The sequence below is a fragment of the Roseobacter sp. YIN89 genome (assembly GCF_057219365.1).
This window is the reverse complement of the sequence record NZ_JBXVVD010000001.1, coordinates 1228923-1249261: the sequence shown is the minus strand read 5'-3', so window position 1 is coordinate 1249261 and position 20339 is coordinate 1228923. Positions and strand designations below refer to the sequence as shown.

At 56.9% G+C, this 20339-nt stretch carries 1 protein-coding gene (only partly in view); it reads right to left on the bottom strand.

The window, feature by feature from the left end; translation table 11 throughout:
• Positions 1–20339 carry the 5' portion of a hypothetical protein gene (locus tag AC2D8V_RS06135; RefSeq protein ID WP_484732625.1) on the bottom strand. Its footprint begins 10831 nt before the window's first position, so 20339 of the gene's 31170 nt are visible here — the first part of the coding sequence; its start codon is at positions 20337–20339; its stop codon lies beyond the left edge, outside the window.

The window sequence follows — 20339 nt, the reverse complement described above, 5'->3', positions numbered from 1 at the left end:
ACCTGGATCAATTCGCCCAACAGCTCGCTGTTCCAATTCATACCATCGGTGCGGGTTATTGTATTGCCGCTCGTGTCGAAATCGACGACGGCCTCATAGCGTTGCGTGGTTAGGTAGTAGACATCATCACGCTCGGCGGCACCGAGGATGTCGCGATCATCGTCGCTCAGCGTGCCTGCTGCCGAAATCACGAAGCTGCCCGCTGTTTTCCCGATGGTGCCAGACACATCGAGCGTGACGTTGTTACCGCGAATGTTGGTGTCCTCGATATCCAGATTGGAGTCCACGATTTCACGTAGCAAACCGGCGCTGATCGAGTTGATCAATTCGTCTTCAGTCCAGATCTTGATGACATCGCGCAGATCTTGCTCTTCCTGGGCGGTCGCAGCGATGATGAAGTCTTCATCAAAGGTATCCGCATCACCATCGGTTCCAACCTCGTCTTTGAACTGCGCGTCAAGAGACTGGTACTGGGCCGTCCGGCTGGTCCGGATCAGAGCGATTTCCGCTGCAACGCGCTCCGCGACCGTACCCATTGTGGGCATATTCGCCGGCTGCGAATAGAAATCCGTCAGGAAGTCTTCGAGATACGTTTCCTCATCCGCCGAGAACGCAATCTCTGCAGGTCCGCCATTCGCCGTCACATAGTCGTTGTATTCGGTTGTGCCGACGCGGAACGTCAGATGCCAAGTATCCAGTATCGCCTGGATTTCCGCATCTGTGTACGTACCCGGATTGGCAACATTCTCATCGCGCAGCTCCGCCTCTTTGGCATCAATCTGCACCTGGCGGATCAGCCAATAGTTGCGATACTCGTTGGTTTTCGCCTCCTCGAGGCTTTCGATCGCGCTTTGGATCTTAGCCTCGCCCTGACCGATCGTCGACGTGTTGCCATCGCGATCTGTATAGTCTGTTGTTTGTTCGTTAGTCAGCGACAGATCAGACCAGACGGTAGAGCGCAGTTCCTCGATGGCCCGCTCGTCGCGGACCTCTTCGGTATTTGCATCAACAAGGCTACCGCTGAGCACCTGCACCGTCACATCGCCAGACGCAGCGGCCAGGATTTCAAAGACACGCAGGTCGCCCGAAACCTCAGAAAGGTGAATGCCGCCGAGGTTCGCATAGGCCCTCAGGACGTCGCCAGCGGTGCTGCCAGTATCAATTTTGATCAGGCTCGACGAGAGACCAATATCACCGTCCAACGCGGTAAGCGTCAGCGATCCACCTGTAAAGCCACTCAGGATACCCTGCCCGGCGTTGAGAATACCTTTGTTGGCTTCAACCCAGACGTCTTCCCGGCCACCGGCTGTCACGTCTCCCACAAAGAGATCGCCGATGACTTCCCGCAACCAGATATCGCCAGAGGTTGTCGACGCGTCCAACCGGCGCAGTGATGGATCATCGGCGCTTTCAGCCAGGTCCGTCCGGAGCGGTGTGAATTCCGTACCGATAGCACCGCCCGCGGAGATGTCGATGGTTTCACCCTGAATGAGGCCCGTCAGCAGCCCGGATTTCTCTGTGCGGACCGTACCTGACGTGGTGATCGTGGAGTCACCGCGCTGGTTGGCAAGGGTCCCGGTCACAACAACGTTAGAGTTACCGCCATCCACAAGGATGGAACCTTGGTCGTATCCGGTGAACACAATGTCGATAGGCCGGTCAGCCTCTATGGTGTGAGTGAAGTAGGTCACCTCTCCGTCGACCTTGGTGTATTCGAAGTAAGTGGTTTTCTTACCGTACCAGGATCCCCAGGTGTCATAGTCAGTTTGCTCGAACTCTCCCGGATCCGTCACGATATTTACGGTGCTGAAGGTATACGGGTCATCCAAATCAGAAGAAGACGCCGCATCGCCGGTATCAAGGTAGAAATAGTTGCTGTCGGGCAGCAGCCGCGAGGGGTCTCTTATGACCGTCTCTCTGTTTGGCGTCCGCTCATCAGGGATAATGGAATCCCAGCCTAACCAGCCTTTCTGATAATATTCGTAGATCGTCGTAACACGGCTGTCTTGCGCAACAGTCCAGCCATAGCGCCAGCCTTCGGCCGGGTTGTACACAAATTCCCGCGTATTGCCCTGATAATCGAAAGTGCCGTCGTCGCGTACAATGTAGACATTGTTTTCGTTATCAACACCGTAAATGGTGTCAAACTCCGGATCATTCACACCGCCTTTGGCAGGGTCCTTGATGACCAGATCACCATCACCTTTCGTCGCAGCATCGAGCCCTTGCAGCACGATCTCTGGCGCTGAGCTCGCGCCGTATCCCATGTTGTTAATAATCTCGATCTCGGGATAGCCACCGTGAATAATGATCTTGCCGTTGCGCGTGTTCATGACTCGCGCTTCGATATCAACCGAACCACCTTCGGTCTTGAGCGGCGTTATCAGGATCTGACCTTTGCCCTCATTGCCCAGCGGATCGTAGAAAATGTCAAAGTCGCCGTTTTCCGTATTGATGCGCTGAACGGCATTGTTGCCGCTGAGACGCATGGCATCGATCTGCGCCTTTTCAGAGGCATCCAGCACCACGCGGTAATCGGATGTACCCGCCTGAATAATTCCGTTGACGTTCAGATATTCAGCGTTGATGTCGAACGCGCGCGCTTTCAACGTTGGATCGCTGACAGGCTCTTCGGCAAGGAAGTCGCCAACAGGGTCGTTGATCGGGTTCAGCGGATCGGACGGGTTTGGAACAAATAGTCTATCTGCATCCTTCGTGCCGCCGTTAATCGAGCCAACGCCGGTCAGAACAGTTGTTTTCCACTTGGAATAAGGTTCTCCAGTCCAGTGTTTGATAATCTCATTAACGAACACGGTGCCGCCAGCCGAGATTTTGATGTTCTCGCCATTCACCTCTGCATTGACGATCACGTCGCTGTCGGGATCGTTGGACAGGTTCCTGATCTCGATCGTGCCGCCAAGGTTCAGAACCGGGCCATTGATTGTGATGTCAGGGATCGCCAGCCCGGCTGGGAGGTCACCGTTTACTTGCCCGAGCAGCAAGTCAAACGCCTGCAGAATCGTGATCTGCGGATTGCCATCCGGCGTGCTGAGCGTGTTTGAGCCGTAGGTAAAGTTAGGCGTCAGCAGATCGGTCACGGGCACGCCGGTGTATCTGCCTGTGTTCAAGCGGTTATTATCGCTGGCTCGATTGATTTCATTGGACGCGAGGGCAAGTGCATCAGCCGCAGATTTCGTCTGCGACAACAACGGGTTATTCTGGTTTTCGGTAATGTCCACGCCGTTGTAGACGATACCGCCATTGATGTCCGGGATTTCTGCGCCATCGATGTTCAGGAAGGCGTGCGTATTGTTGATGATGTTAATCTCGGCATTGCGTGGCACGTCAAATAGGCCAGAGCCCGCCAACTGGTCAGAGATGATGATGACCCTGCCTGCCTGAGCAATCACCGGGTCTACGGTGATCACGTCAACCAGCGGCCGCAGCGGCACCAGCTCAGTGTCGATGTCGATTTCATTGTCACCATCGGCGTCGATCCACTGCGCTTCGCCCGCTGCCAGCATCTCGTTCAGGATGCGTTCGATCTGCGCTTCATAGAAATTGACCAGATCGGGGTTAATCAGTTGGCCCGCTTGAGGATGACCGGATGGGTAAACTTCATCGTAGAACTTGAGTGAATCGCGTGCTTCGTCCAGCAGGCGTTTGTTGTCGCTTTCGATGAATTCCTGCGTGACTGTAAAGCCGATATTCTGCGTGGAGGTGTAGGACCTTAACGTGCTTTCGCCACCAACCAACCGGGTGAGTTCCGTGGTCCCGGAGGCATCAATGAAGGAGACGACCAGCGAGTCCTCGCCCGTCAGTGGATCTGTGACCGTTTGCGGGTCTCCATCGTAGTCGATGACAAGCGTTTTCTCTCGGGTCGCCCCTGTCCGGATCGTGCCGTCGTTGATAACGCGCGCATGCGCATCCGCGCGTCCCACACCATCACCGATCCATTCGGCACCACCAAAGAGCCCGTCGACCGCATCCTTGAACTCTGACGCCCAGTTAGTGCCTTTTGCCTTGCCATCGACTGTTGCAAGGCCAATGTCATCCGCGATCAGTTCGATGTTTTGGTAGCCTTCCAGCTCACCCCCAGCAAAAACCTGGATGGTGTTCGTGGTGATGTAGATCGCCCGTGTTTCCAGATCATCAATCGGAATGGCCGACCCGGCAAAGTTATCAACGCGTGCGACAAGCGAGTTGTCCATGATGTCGCGGAACTTGTTGGTGCCTGCACTGGCAAAGATATCGCCTTCACCCAGCACATCGCCACGGATGAAGATGTTGTTGGTAGGCAGGACATCGATTTTCGCGTGCCCGATCGCAACGGTTCCCAGACCATATGTCTCGGAATAGGATTGCAGGTAGACGTTGTTTTCGCTGTTCGCTTCAAGGATTAGATCGCCCGCAGCGTGAACGCTGGCACCAGCAGCTACGTTTACCTGTGCAAGGTATTGCGTGGTCACGAAATCCACGTAAGCACCGGCCCCGGACACCGCACCGGCGGTGAACAGAGCAATCTCTTCGGTGACGTTCAGCTCGTTGAAGGCTCTCAGGATTAGCAGCCCCGTCCGGTCGGTCGTGGTCAGGCTGCTGTCGTCCCGCACATCGATTTTGGTGGAGACGTCGACATAAATTTCGCTGTCGGCGCTCGCACCGCTGGCCAGACCACCCGCATCGCCGCTGATATTGACGTCAGCCGGCGGCAGTTTGATGACCGCTTGCGTGGCATTGGTCTCAAGGTAGTCCGCGGTGACGTTCGCCCCTGCGTTATCAGCGTCGGCGTCGCCAAAAGAGATGTCGACGTCTGTGTTCACATACATGCGCGACACCGCGCCCGATCCGGCAATAAGGCCCAGGGAATTCGTGGTGACATAGGTATCGGGCCGAGATTCGTGCCCGGCATTGATGAGCAGTAGGCCCAGCCCGTTGGTCACATCGACGTCCGCACCGTCCTTGAAGCGGATATCGACATCCGCATTTGTGCGCGATACTGGTGCCGCGCCCGATCCGGAAACAAGCCCGCCAGAGCCTGCTGTAGTATCAGCAATGTTGGAGGCATCTCCGTCTGCGGTCACGATCATGTAACCCGCGTCAATATCAACATTGCCGATCTCGGTTTTGATCGTTGTCGTGCTCTCTGCCAGAGCGGTCGCCGCACCCGCGCCGATCAGACCAACCGCTGCTGCATTGGACACGGCCAATTGATCCACGTCACTTAGTGCTGAGACAAAAACACTACCGCTTCCGGCATTGATGTCTGCTCCGGTCGTGATCGTGCTTCGCACGGTTTCTGTGTTGTACGTTTTCGCATCTGACGATGTGGCGCCAAGCAGAAGTCCGCCTGCGGACGATTCCGCGAGCGCAAATGCGTTTGTCGATGCGCCATTTTTGAGCGAGCTCGCGCTGACGGTCATGCTACCCACGTTGAAGATGCCCGAAGAGCCGCCTAGCGTCGCATCGATCGTACTGCCTACAGAGGCCGTAGCGACGTTTGCACCCATCGACAGACCGGTAGAAACCGACATACCTTTCGCTTCAGCAACCGTCAAAATTTCGGAAACAGCGAGCACTTTCAAATCATTAGCATTGACGGTTACCCCCGTGGCAACCGCGTCAATGTCGGGACTTGCTGAAACAGCAACAACCCCACCCTGAGCGGCAATTGACGCCAGCCCCAATGAGACGGAGTTCGTGCCTGTAAAGCCTCTCACGAGAGCGGTAGAGCGCGCCTCCACCTGCACACTGCCATCGGCGTTTGTAATGTCGCCACCATTGCCGGTCAGCGCGGCGCGGACACGGTTTGTGTTGGTGGCTGATGTAGACGCACCCGAGCCGGCCACAGCGAACCCGAGGCTGATGGACGCGGCAACAGCTGCCGCTTCTGCGTTGACGCGGATGTCACTATCATCATCTGCCGTGACCTTGACATTGTCGGCATTAACGTCGCTGTTGTTTATTTTCGCTTCGATAGTATTGTCGACTGTCGCACTCCCAGTGGCTACACCGATAGAGACGGAGCCGCCCACGATACCCGCGGAGCCAGCAACAGACGTCGCACCAACTTCGCTGTCGATATCGCTCAGATCACGCGCTTTTACCGTTACATCGCCGCGTTCCACACCGGATGGCGAAAGTGCTTTTTCACTTGTGAGGGTGCTGCTGTCGACAGAGGAGATCACCGCATAGTCAAGTGTGTTGTAACCACCCGCACCGGCACCGGACGCGGCACCCGCAATCGCACCACCGGCTATGGCAACGGCCACCGCAAGCACTTCGGACTTGATGCGTGCCTTGTCCATTTTTGCTTCGACCGTGATGTCCCCTTCAGCATTCAGCGTAGAGCTGCTGACAGTGGCGAACACACCGTCTGTATTGCCGGACCCGATAACGTTACGCGCCTCTGACGCGCCGATCGCAACTCCGACGCCAACGGCACCACCGCCAATCGCAGCGGATGCGGCAATAATGAGCGCGTCAATGACCGCGTTGCCATGTGCGAGCACTTTGACTTCACCAGTGCCACTTGTTCTATTTGCATCAAGATTTGAGCCGGTCACCTCGGCAGTTGTAGCGGTGTTTATTGTGTTGGTTGCAAATGCACCGGCACCCGCAAAACCGACACCGACCAAACCCGCTCCTACAGCCAGGGCAGCACCCGCCGTGGTTGCTCGAATGATCGCATCGTCCTTGGCTTGAACTCGGATCAGACCATCGCGCGCCTCAACTTCGGTATTTGCATTACGGATGGCTGCTGTGGTGCTGCTGAGGATCTCGTTTTGGCCGATTGATATGCCGGCGGATACTGCAACACCCACGGTACCGACACCCGCTGCGATGGAGACCGCCGCACCAACTGCGTCAATCACGGCTGTGTTCATAGCGTCGATGGTGACACTGTCGCCCTTGATGCCCGTCGCACCGTCACCGTCGATATAGGCTTCAGTTGTGGCATCAATGATGTTTTCGGCAAAGACGCCGGAACCGGCAACCCCGACGCCGACTGTCCCGCCGCCAACCGCGACCGCACCGGCAATTGTCAGCGCGCGGATCGACTGAGCGTTTTCCGCGTCGACATCCACATCACCGCCCGCGTTGACGCTCGAATTCAGGATGGTGGCCGACACCATCCCACTGTCGTCCACAGGCACAGCACCGCTAAGCGTGCGCCCGATGTAGTTCTGCGCGACCGAGATGCCGATACCAACACCGACACCTACGCTGCCAGCACCCACCGCAGCGGAGACCGCAAGTACCGTGGATGCAATTTCCGAGGCAGATCGCGCATTGACAACCACATCAGCATCGTTGGCCGTCGATATGTCTGACCCGCTGATTGTCGCCGATACATTACTGCGGATCGCGTTTTGCGAGACCGCGCCAGCCCCTGCGACACCTACGCCGACGCCGCCAACGCCGACCGACACGGACGCCGCCATCGAGACGGAGTTGATGGTTGCCTTGCGTGCTTTCAGCGTACCGCTGTCCAGCACGATGGCAAATGTATTGCCCTCCACATCAGTGATGGACCAGGCCTCGCCTTCGCGAACAACGGTGACGGAGATGTCATCAATGACGACATCGTCATCATTCGGATCCGCGTTGACGCCCGCCGACCGGACAACCTCAAAATTGGCTGCTCTGAGCGCATTTACGATAGCCGTTTTGGCATTGAAATCCGCCGTTAGGTCTGTTGCGTTGCCATCATCGTCGGTTTTGGTATCCGCAGCCTCTTCTAGTTGAGCAACGGATACGTTCGACAAGCTATCCAGGCCGACAGGCGTACCAATCGGCAGCTCCGGCGTGGAGGCGGAAACTGTGACTCCGGCACCTGTCGTTGCCGTGGCATCGACATCTGCACCGCCTTCGATCGCTGCTTTGACACTGTTTGCCACATCATTGATCGCGACAGACACGCCAAGGGCGACAGACACACCGGTGGACCCGCCCGATATGGCGATCGACAGAGCGGCAGCAAAGGAATCGATCTGCGAAACATCATCCGCGTTCACAACAATACGTTGCGCGTCGATATCACTGGAGCCGCTGATTTTTGCCGTGGCGTCCGTGGCGATCTTGTTCTCGACCCCAACGCCGGTCAGAGCAACGGCAACCCCGACGGAGCCCAGAGCAACCGCAGCGGCACCGGCAACAGTTGTTGCCTTGATGCCCTGTTTGATGAGCGCATCGACTTTTACGTCGCCGCCGGTAGCAGTTACGTCACTGTCGATGATAGCAGCCTCAACAGAAGCGCGCGCCTCACCGAGGTTTTGCAGTTCCCAAAGCTCGGTGTTGCCGTAGTCCTGGGTTTCAAGAGCAAAGGTCTCATTTGTTTCGGCGGTTACAGTGTCACCGACATATTTATAGACGTCACCAGCGCGAGGCCCGTCCCCGACCAGCACTCTGGTGGAATTCTTTGTCAGGGTTGCAAGCGACTGGGATGAATTGGCGTTGCTCGGTGCCGTTGTTTGCTCGTACCCGATCAGGTTGCGCACGACCGAGACGCCAAACGACGCGCCTACCGCGGTTGTACCGACAGCAACAGCGGCACTGGCTGCAACGACAACCGCTTTGATCTTGCCTTCAGCGACCGCCTCTACGTTGACATCGCCGGAAGATGAATCGACGTCAGACCCGGTAATGTGCGCCTTGGTTGTGGTTGTCAGGCGGTTCACCGCGCCGACACCGGCACCCGAAACACCTACCGCGGTTGAGGCAACAGCTGCCGAAATCGATGCCGATGCGGCGACAACTTCAATGGTTGCCTTGTCGGTTGCCTTGACCGATACGTCGCCTGTGCGGGCGATGACGCCAAAGGCAGCTCCGCCGTCGGTATTCAGGATGCGTGCCTCGACGCCGCCTTTGATGATGTTCTCGGCAATGGAGACGCCCAGTGCTACGGCAACGCCTGATCCGCTGCCCCATGCAAAGCTGACCGCCGCCGCCCCTGCAAAGGCGGAGATTTCCGAGGCGTTTGTCGCGTCTACTGTAATGCTGTCCGCGTCGATGCTTGGCAAAGCGCCACTCGCCGGATCACCTTCGATGGACGCGAGCTGAGACACGTTTATCACGTTGATGTTGTAGACACCCGATCCACCCACAGCGACGCCTGTGGCTCCGCCACCTACGGCGGCCGCACCTGCGATTGTCACAGCCTTGATGCTTTGCTCAGCCGTTGCTGTGACGGACACATCGCCCTCAGCACTAAAGACACGGCTATTCTTGATTTCGGCCGACACTTCGAGCGCTGCATCCGTTCCGTCACGGGTCTCCCCGATCAGGTTGCGGGCAATAGCAACACCAATCGACGCTGCGACGCCTGTGCCACTGGATGCGGCGACCGACATAGAAGCCGCAATAATCGTCGCATTTATGACGCTGTCAGATGTCGCCTGAACGATAACATCACCATCGCCCGTCCCCGTCGCCGTACCCGATGCTTTTACATCGGACCCCGTGATGTCAGCTTTGGTGCCGCCGGTGATGACGTTTTCTGCGTAAGCCCCCGCGCCCGTGACACTCGTGGAAGTACCTGTGCCAAAGGAAGCACCAGCCGAAGCTGCCAGCGCTACCGAGTTAATGCTCGCGCGGTCACCTGACAGCGTGCCGCCGTCAAGCTTTAGGTTGAAAGTCCGTCCGGTGTCTTCCTCGACAAGGATCCAGCTGTTCAGCCCTGATTTCGAAAGACGCACATCTCCCGTGATTTTGTTAACCAGCGCGGATTCCGCGTTCAGCGCGTTCTTGATGGCGTTCAGCGTTGTATTGTCTTGGGACAGGTCGGTCGCATTACGGACCACTTTCGATGAATCGTTTGGATCTTCGGACATCTCCGCTTCGGCTGCATCGTCAAGCTTTTCTGCTGTCAGACCTGCGCCCGATGCGGAAAGCGACAGACCCGCGCCACTGCCGGCGCTGACCAGGACTGAATACGGGTCAATGGCGGCACCATCGCCCGGCCCTGTGCCTTTGGCATCAAGAGACGCATCCTTGATAGAAGCTTGCGTCAGATTTGATATCTCGTTCATGGCGATGGCAACGCCGATCTGAACGGTTATGTTGCTGCCTTGAGCAACTCCGGCAGCCAAACCGAGAGAAACCGCGCCTGTAAAGGCATCAATAGAAGACACGTCGCGCGCTGTGATACGTGCGCTCTCGACTGTGATTACATCACCCGCATCTCCGTCGATCTCAGCTTTTGTATCGCTGGCAATACGGTTGCGGGCAAAAGAGCCAGTACCGCCAATTGCAGTGCCCCCTTTGCCAACGGCAGCGGCAACGGTTGCGGCCAGGGTCAGCGCCGAAATGGTCTGGCGCGACTCCGCATCGATGACAAGATGCCCTGGTGTGGCGGCAGAATGGATAATATCGCTGTCGACCATGCGCGCCTGCGTAGTCGATCCGTCGCGCGACAGGCCAACCTGCTTGAACGCATCGGTGTTGTTGTAATCTGCAATCGACAGGTCAGAGGCGGACGCCTGCGTTTCGCCAATGTACTGATAGTACCGTCCGGCCAATGGCCCGTCTGTTACTTCGATGATATTGCCATTGACAAGCGTATGAGAGGTGTCGTCGCTGTCCGTAGTCACGGTCCCCGGCAGTGGTGCGTCCTGCCAACCGATGAGGTTGTCGGCAACAGAAATGCCCAAGGATACCGCACTCGCATTGTCACTTGCAGAGATCGAGACCGTTGCCGCCGCAGCGATGACGCGGGCGTCAATTTTCGAGGTGCTCTTGGCTTCGATCAGGATATCGTCCGCCTGCATCACACTGCCGTCCACAAGCGCATTTGCGTCACCAAACAGGCGGTTGACAGCAATCGCTCCGCCGCCAGCGATGGCCCCGGCGGACCCGGAATTCGATGCGGAAATACCAGCTGCCGCGGCAAGGGAGGTTGCCGTTATGGTAGCTTGGCGTGTCGCGGACACCATGATCAGGCCACTAGCGGCGGACACTGGCGTACTAGTTGATCCGCTGTTCACGAGGCTTGCGTCAACCGTTGTGCGCAACACATTTCGCGCAAAGCTGACCGGTACTGCGACGGTGTTAGAGGATGTGGAAATGCCAGCTGAAATTGCCAATGTTGCCGCAACAACATCTGCCGTGATCATACTGGCGCCATCCGCATTGTTGTCGTCGGCGGTGATTTCGATGTTACCGCTTGTCGATCGGAAATCACCTGCGCCTTGGACTTTCGCCACAGCCCCGCCGGACCCACGGTTCAGCGCAATAATCGGCGCAATTGTGTAGCTGGAGTTGTCATTGGTGCCCGCCGATATCGCGGTCGCCAATGCCGCGTTGGTAATATCGGCATCCAGCACAAGTCGGGAGTCCGCATCCACCTTGATCGTGCCGGTCGATTTGACATCACTGTTGATGACCTCCGCAGTTGCCATACTTGGGACTTCTTCGGCAGGTGACAGCCCAAACAGTGCATCAACGGTGTTTTGAAGGAAGTTTTGGCCCGTTGTCCCGATAGAGTTGAAAGCCAATGTGACCCCCAGCGCCACGGACGTACCATCGCCGCCCATCGCTGTGGTACTGACATCAACATCTGACTTGATGATCGCCTCGTTGATCGCGCGCACAGTAACAAAGCTCGCCCCGATCGTTCCGTCATCGGCATCGGTTTCGCCGACATCGCTGTCCTCGATATAGGCGTCAGCGGTAGCTTGGACCGAGTTTGTGGCGATCATAGCATTGAATGCCAGCGTCGAAGAAGATTCGCCGTCGATACTGCCCAGCGTGCTGCCGCCATTCACTTTGGCAACGCCTTTGTTCAGGGCGTCGATCTTGGCCTTTTCTGTCGCCTCAACCAACACGCCGCCGGTGGCAAGATCCACGTCTGCATCGACAAGACGCGCTTCAGCCGCGCCGCGGACATCATTGAGCGCCAGAACTCCACCGACCGCCGTGGCATCGCTCGATGCAAGGTTAAGATTGAAAGGTTCGGGGATCAGCGCTTCCAGATCGATCGGGTTCCACTCTACCCAGCCGTTGCCATCGGCAGAGAATACCGTATTAGCCATGTCAACTTCGACGCTGAAGAGATCCTTGACGTCGCCGATGCCGGTAAAGACGTAAGTTTTGCCAATTTCGGCAGCGTCTCCGGTGTAGTTGCTGCCAATCAGAACCTTTTGTCCAAAGAAGACACCCTTTTGGACGCCCGACTCCGTGGTGTATTGATAATCATTCAACAAACCTTCGATCAGGCCGGTGGCAATTGAAATGCCGAAATCATTCGTCGTTTCGGTAGCCGCTTTTAGGTCAGTATCCGCGTCGATCTTGTTCTCATCTGTCCCGGTAACAGATACGCCGGTGCCGGCATCAATATCATTCAGGAAGCCGGTTGTGGCGTCGCCAACATTTGTCCAGCCCGATGCAGATGCAAAGGTTTCGGTTTCCAGATCGATCGAATCATCGTCACCATCGTAACGCCAAATCGTGCCATCCGCAGCTTTGACACGGTCGCCTGAGCGCACATATTGGACCCCGTCGTCATGATCGAAATGAGCAACATCAATGCCTGCACGCGCTGCGCCAGACAGCTTGTTGGTCGCAATCGTGAAACCAACTGCAATCCCCGAAGCACCTTGAAGCGCCTGCGCTAGCGTCTCCGTGTCGTTTGACGCGATCGAATTTATCTCGGCATCGTTCACAGCGTTGACCTGCACCTGCCCGCCGGCATCCGCAGAGGAGTTCAGGATCAGAGCTTCTGAGTTGACGGGTTGCTCCCCGTCAAATCCGCTGGACAGAGACGCATCGCCAAGGATGGCATCGGCAGCTAGGAACAGATTGTTGTTCGGCTGCCAGCCCATGACGTTGAACGCGAGCAGAAAGTTGAAGCTTTCGGCTCCGGCTGTGACCACTGATGAGTTCGTGGCGTCCAGCTTCGACGTGTTTTTGGCCTCCACCAAAATGTCACCCGAACCATTTGCAGTAACATCGGAATCTACGATTGTGGCGCGCGAACTGCCAGACACGAAGTTGGATCCCAGAATGATCCCCACAGCAAGGCTTTGACCCTCACCATCGAGAGAGCTGCCGCCAGACGAGCTGACAACGGCATCAACGATGGCATCCATATCCGCGTTTTCGACAGCACGCACCACGATACCATTGCTCGTTGCCACCACGGTCGAATCTGCAATCATAGCTTCAACTTCAGATCGCATATCATTGTAAACAAACATGGTTCCGATGCCGAGCGAATCGGAATCCGTTACATTCAAGCTGGGAATGATCTGGCTGCCCAGCGTCAGACGCCATAGATCGGTGTTGGTGTAATCCGCGCCGTTCAGATTGAAGGAACGATCGCTGCCGAGGAATTCATAGATGGCGCCTTTGTTGCCACGCGCTGCATCGTAATCGTCAGACAGGCGCACGAGCTCACCGAACTTCAGGTCTACCTGTTTCGGCAGAAGATTGGTGTCCAATGCTTCCCAATCTGCGTCTCGTTTGTCGTCAATGGTTTCCTGCAAGACAGACAGACCGCCATCGTTGGACGTGGTTGAGGAAGATACCAGCTTGCTGTTCGATTGCATGCGGATGTCGTCACGCGCCTCAACGCGAACAGCCGCGCCCTGCACGTCTGCACCCATCGCGGCATTGCTGTTATCGATGAGTGCCGTCGCGCCACCATTGACCTTGTTACTGGACAAAACGATGGCAACCGACTTGCCCGAGGCATTGACGGTTGCCGAAGCAGACGATGTGACCGTGTTAGATACAGTCGAGTTCAAAAGCTCTTGCGAGACCGCCTCCACCACGACGTTCCCCGTGGCGGTGACATCGCTGTCCAAAATGGCGGCATAGGCGTTTGAGGGTGTCGAACCGTCGAAGAGATCTGACAGAAGAGGGTCACCAGCGATCGTATCCGCAGCGGCAAAGAGGAAATTTTCCGACTGCCAACCAAGCGCGTTGAAGCTCAGAAGAACGCCGACCCCGGTATCGCCCGTGTTGCCGGATGAGGTGGCCCGCGCATCCATGATCGCGGTATTCTTCGCCAGGACCTCGACATTTGTTCCTGCCGTGGCCACGCTACCCGTCAGCTCGGCTGTGGCCGATGCGTTGAGCGTGTTGGTTGCGATAATCCCGTTGACGGCAACTGAATCACCGCTCCCCCAGGCGCTACCGCCAGACGAGTTCACATCGGCTTCGAGATTTGCGATAAGCGTCGCGTTTTCAACCGCCTCGACCTTGACCGTACCGCTGGTTGCCGTGACCGTCGTGTTGTCAACGCGCGACACGGCCCCGCCGCTCACTTCGTTGGTAATGATGATGCCGCCGTAGGCCGTGCTGTCGGAGTTGGCGGTATTGCCGAAATTCGGGAAGGCATCTGCGATGCTGGTATTGCCGCTGACATTTTCCCAATCGGAACCGTTGAGCTGAGCCGCCGTCAGCGTCGCGAAATCCTGCGTAATACTGGCGTCTTCTTTCTTGTAGACGAACAGTGAGCCTTCGGCGATGCCGGCGATGTTGTTGCCGACCAAGAGCAGATCTCCGGTTTTGAGTGTCCGCTCGCCGGAGAAGGTCGTGACTTCGTAGTCTTTGGCAAGCTGCGCTTCGGCAAGGGCAACAAAAACGTCATTGTTGTTCGTCGTTTCCGACGACACCAACAATGAGGAATGCGCACGCAGATAGGCGTTGTCCTCAGCTTTGACCGTGAGGTTGTCGCCCGCCGTTGCATATCCGGCAGGCAGCGAGGCACTGCGCAACTCCCAATCCGCCGAGGATACATAGGCTTGTTCCGCAACGCTCAGGTCAATGCTCAAGGGATCATTTACTTTTGCAAAGTCGCCAGCCTGCGCGCCTGTAAGCAACGCGGACATATCCACATCCGAGATGTCGCTAGCGCCGTTGAAGCGCAAAATGTCGCCTTCGCTGAACGTTCCAATATCTTCATGCAGGCGGATCAGATCGCCCACTTCAAGATCGGCAATGATGCCACGGCTCGTATAGTCAAAGTCGGTGGGGGTAACCTGGTCTGCGCCCACGTATTCAAAGACCTGGGCACCAACCTGGACACGATCGCCGGCCCGCAATCCCGAAACGGTATCGGATTCGTTGTAGTACATTTCATTGTTGGAAATCCAAGCTTCTGTGGAAGAAGATATCCGATTGGATGCCAGCACGCCGCCTGCGGCACTGCCGTTGGCTCCGAACTTGAGGTCCTTGGTGGCGGTACCGGGGCTTTTGGCCTTGGTGACAAAACCATCAAACAACGCGCGGTCGCTTTTTGCCGTAGAGGACGCCGCGTTGCCTACCTGAGCATCAATAAGATTGACGGCCAGGACCTTTATGGCCCCACTGTCTGTCCGGACCAACCATGTACGACCGTCTTCTGCGGAGACATACCATTGTGATTGCGTGGCGATCGTCTCGACCGTCAGATCACCGTCGATCGTTTCACTCAATCCCGTCTCAAACGCGGTTTTGAGCGTGCTCAGGAACATTTCGTCCTGTTCCTGGTCATCAGCGTCCAGATCACGGTCGGCCATATCGTCCAACGCCTGGGCGTCAACCGTGGTCAGGTCGAACAGCTCTTTCGATGTCGTTGCCAGCACATCAATGTCCTGGCCCGCGTCAGCTGTGCTGTCCTCCATATAGGCATAAGCACCGACCGGATCTTTTTCGACCAGATAGTCAGACCCGAGAATGGCATCAATCGCTTGGAACAAGACGTTTGTTCCATCGTATCCCACTGAGTTAAAGGCCAAAATGACGCTGGCCGCATCTTGCGAAACGGACATTTCAGTCAGGGTCGTGGCATCGAGAACGGCGACGTTCAGGGCTTCGATCTTGATGTTTCCGCTGGTCGCCTCAATGTCGGAATCTGTCACGTAGGCTTCGGCGCGGCTATTCAGTTCATTGGTCGCGATGATGCCGCCAATCCCGTCCTTCGCGTTCAACGTGCTGCCTTCCGTGGCTGTCAGCGTTGCGCGTTCCTTGGCGGCAACCACCAGGTTGCCAGCGGCAGTCACGGTGTAGTCATCAATGAAGGCAGTTGCGCCGCCTTCCGCTTCGTTGCGTGTCACGACGACGTAGTAGGATTTGGCATCGCCGCTTTTGATCCCGAGCGCCGATGTCAGCAAACCTGCGACGCCAGACGGCACGACATTCGTTTCATCCAGCAGTTTCCAGTATCCCGCCGCGGCGGCCCCCCGGAAGGTTCCGGTAAAGTCGACCGAACCGAGGTCCGTATCGGTGCTATCGTCATCGCCCAGATACTGGAATACTTTGCCTTGCAAATCTGCGTTGGCGGTGTAATTCGTGCCGATAAAGACCTTGTCGCCATATTTCAGCGTCTGCATGCCGGACTGGGTCGTGTACTGGTATTGATCCAGAAGGTTCTGCGCCCAGCTGTCCAGAATACCGATGCCGAGATCATTTGTCCGCGACGAGCCGGTGATGATCAGCGTATCTGCCTTGAGATTGGTTGCGTCATCAGCAGTGACCGACACATTGCCAGTAGCAGACGTGACAGACCAGGACGACACGGTATCGTCCGTGTCATCGATGTAGGCGCGCGCTTCTCCCGCCAGCATGTTGGATGCCAGAATGCCCTGCGCCGACATGGCGTTTGCACCCTGTGCGGCATAGGCAGCAGAGGTTGCATTACCATTCAGCAAGGCGGTCAGTGAGGCATTGTTTTGCGCGTCAAGCTCAACACCGTTTTGCCCGGCCACGTTCGAGTCGGTCACGCGCGCAATAGAATCGGATGGAGTTTTGTCGCCGATGTCCGTCCCAATTAACGCATCCAGCGTCTGGAACAATATGTTGTTTGGCGCATAGCCCAAAGTATTGAACGCAATCATGACGCCGACAGCATCTGCACCAGAGCTGACAGCGCCCTTGAGTGTTGCGTTCAGTTTTGCGGCATTTGCGGCAACAACCCTGACCTTGTCGCCCGTCGACGTGACGTCCGAGCCTCCTTCGATGCTGGCCAGCGCGCCGGCATTGGCCGTGTTGATCGCAATGACGCCATTCACAGCAAGGGATGTGCCTTGTCCGGTCACTGTGCTGCCACCGGAGCTTTCCACCCCGATGTCCGCCGTGGCCCGCATTGTCAGGCCTTCGATCGCCTGGACAAGAATTTCGCCCGTTGCGTTGACGTCCGCAGCGACGATCCGCGCGGTCGCACCACTGTCGACTTCGTTACGCACGATCATACCGCCAACGGCGGTACTGTCGCTTTCGGTCAGGTTGACACCGGTCGGGATGAACTCCGAGGCCGGGACTAGTTGCCAGAAATCAGTATCGGTAAAGTCGATGTTGGCAACATTGACCCCTGTCAGGTCAGTACCGCCGAGAAAACGGTAGATGTCGCCCGCGGTCCCTGTGCCGCCGCCAGACGCGGTGTAATCCGGTGTGAGCGCAACTTTATCGCCGAATGTGATGTCTTCGGAAGTGCTGGCACCGCTCAGATCGCCATTGAAAACATCAGTCCCGTTGGTGCGGAACTTTGCCGGGACGAGAATGCCCAACGCGTCGTCGACCGCCGACGCGCCGCCGTCATTCGTGGATACCTGAGAGGCGACAACCTTGGAGTTGCTGGTAAATTCTGTCAGGTCTTCTGCCTTGACGGTCACCGACGCCCCTGCGATCTCGCCATCGGTCAGGTTGTTGGTGATCTCGGCAGTCGCCTCGCTCGCCACCTTGTTGCTCGTCAGGATGAAGGCAAAGCCAACCCCTTCTGCCGAGGACAACACGCCGCCTTCTGCGCTGGACAAAGCCGCATTTGATGCTGTTGAGTTGATCTTCGCGGTATTGGTCGCCTTGACCAGCAAGGCACCGCCCGCAACGGCGCTGGAGCTGTCGATATAGGCTTTGGCCGTGACCGGCGTTGCAGAGGGGCCAAGACCAAGGCCGAGGATCGCATCGATCCCTACCGCGAAAACATCAAGAATATTGGTCACGTCGTAACCAACCATGTTGTACGCAACCGTCAGACCAAACACAGGCGTGCTGCCACCGCCTTTGGAGCGAGTTGTCGCATCCGACCGCGCGTCCATCAGCGATGTGTTTTTCGCCTCGACGGTGATAAGGGTACTGGCGTCCACGTCCGCCCCGTTGAGGATTGCTGCCGTGGCGGACCCCAACATCTCGTTCCACGCAAGGGTGCCGCCCGCGGTAAAGGAAGAAACGCCGTCAAGCGACGAGTTGTTGTACTCGGTCGCAACCACCTTCGACACCAGATTCTCGGCGTTCTCGGCGAGAACGCTGACACTGGCACCGGTGCTTTGCGCATTGCCGCCGTCAATTTTGGCGGTGATGTCTTTGTCCATCTCGTTGATGGCTGCTGCGACACCGACGTCGATCGTAGAAATGGAATCTGGACCCGAACGTTCGATATCCTGTGCAGTTGCGGTGAGCTTGGTAGCTTCAATAGCGCTGACCAACACAGCACCTGACACAATCACGTCCGACCCGACAAGGCTCGCGGTGGTTGATCCTTCGATAAAGTTCAACCCGACCTTGCCAGTCGCCGCGTAATCGGTGGTGTTTTCCGCGATGACTTTCAGGCCTCCCCCACGGATCGTGCCGCCGCTCACATTTGCAGAAAGCACATCATTGGATTGCAGATAGGTTACACCCAAAAGGCCGGAAACTACCTCTGTGGACAAAGAGCCCGATTGCTTTGCCTCGACCAGTGTACTGCCGGTCGTACCCGAAAGGTCCGCCGCGACGATCTGCGCCGTGGTCGTCCGGTCAAGATCGATAATCGAAAACGAAAGGCCATAGTCACTCAGTGTATTGTTCAGGCTGTTGTTGAGTGCGTCGTCTAGTGCTGTGGGATCAGGCGTCAGGTCAATGTCAATTTTCGATGTGTCGATGGCGCGCACAACCAGATTGTCCGTCTCGCCGGACAAGCTATCCGTGCCAACTGTGATCGTCCCACCTCCGATGTCGGCCACAGCTGTCGTTGAGGCCAGCACATTCATCGTGAAATTGCCAAGCAGCGCCTGATTGCCGTCCAGCATCAGATCAAGGTTGGTCACGGCCTCAAGTTTCAGTGCGCCCGCTACCACCTCCGAATTCGGGCCAATAGTCGCCTGTGCTTGCAGTTGAGGCATCTGGAAAGGGTTGGCCGCGGACAGACCTGTATTGAGGATGTTGCCCAAATCGAACGTCGCGGTGCCATCCAGCACCCGTTCCGCCTTGGCGGTCAACTCAACGACACCGGACGCAAAAATGTCGCCCTGCATGTTGAGCGTACTGCCAACCGACCCGATGCCGGTAAGCTCCAATAAGCTAAGTCCGACACCATTGGCCGTGTCCTCAGCTTCCAGAATAACGCTGCTCAGCGGGTTCAGCGCCGTACCAAGGCTGACGCTGGCATCAACAGTGATGTTTTCCGTTCGGACAATCAGGTCGCCAGTGAACGCAGACGAAAACCCAACAATGTCCAGGCTGAAATCCGGATTGGTAAATCCGTTATCGCTGGTAATCTCGATCTTGCTGGTGGGCGCGTTGAACTCGAAACGCTCGAATGCCCCGCTGTCCAAGACGAAGTCGGTGGTCAGCCCTGTGTTCAGCGTCGCCGAATAGGGTGGTAAACCGGCGGTCAGCGAGGTCGCCTGCATGTCAAGGATGACATTCGTCGAGGTATTTTCGTTGATGACCGGCTCAAGCCCCGTGAAGTAGACGGCATCCGCATCCCGCTCCACAATGCCGCTGGTCGGATCGAGCGCGATGTATTTCACGGTGTCGTACGTACCGCCCGTCAGCACCATGGTATCAAAACCGGCGTCGCCACCATCGACACCGCCGGTCACGCTGCCGCTTGCGGTTATTGTAAACACGTCTTCGTTGTCGGCCGCCCCGATGGCCCATTCGACGTTTTGGAATTCAATCGTGGCAAACCCATCTGTCGCATTGCCGCCATCCGCCGCGTCAATGGTCCAGTCAACGTTGCGGTCGGTGAGGAAGGTCAGGTTGTCTTCGCCCTCACCACCGTCGAACGACAAGCCAAATGGCGTGTCCGAGCCAAAGCTGATAGCGTCGAAAGTAATCGTTTCTGCGCCGGTGCCGCCGGCGATGCTGACAGCGGAAATTTCCGCCAGATCACCAAATGCCAACACCGCGTTGTTGGTCTGGTCCAAAATTTGGACCCTTTGAACCGTAACTGCGCTATCAAGGGATTCGGTCGTCTCTTCCTGCATCCGAACAAGAAGATCATGCGATTGTCCCTCCGACCCCAGCGTCGCCATGTCCAAGGCAAGCACATCGGCGTTGAGCAGAACCCGAGGCTCCAGCGGGTCCAGCGCAAGGCGTCGCGCGGCTTCCTCAAAGGCATGAAATCTCTCGCGATTTCGTCGCCTTAAGCGTGATCTCAA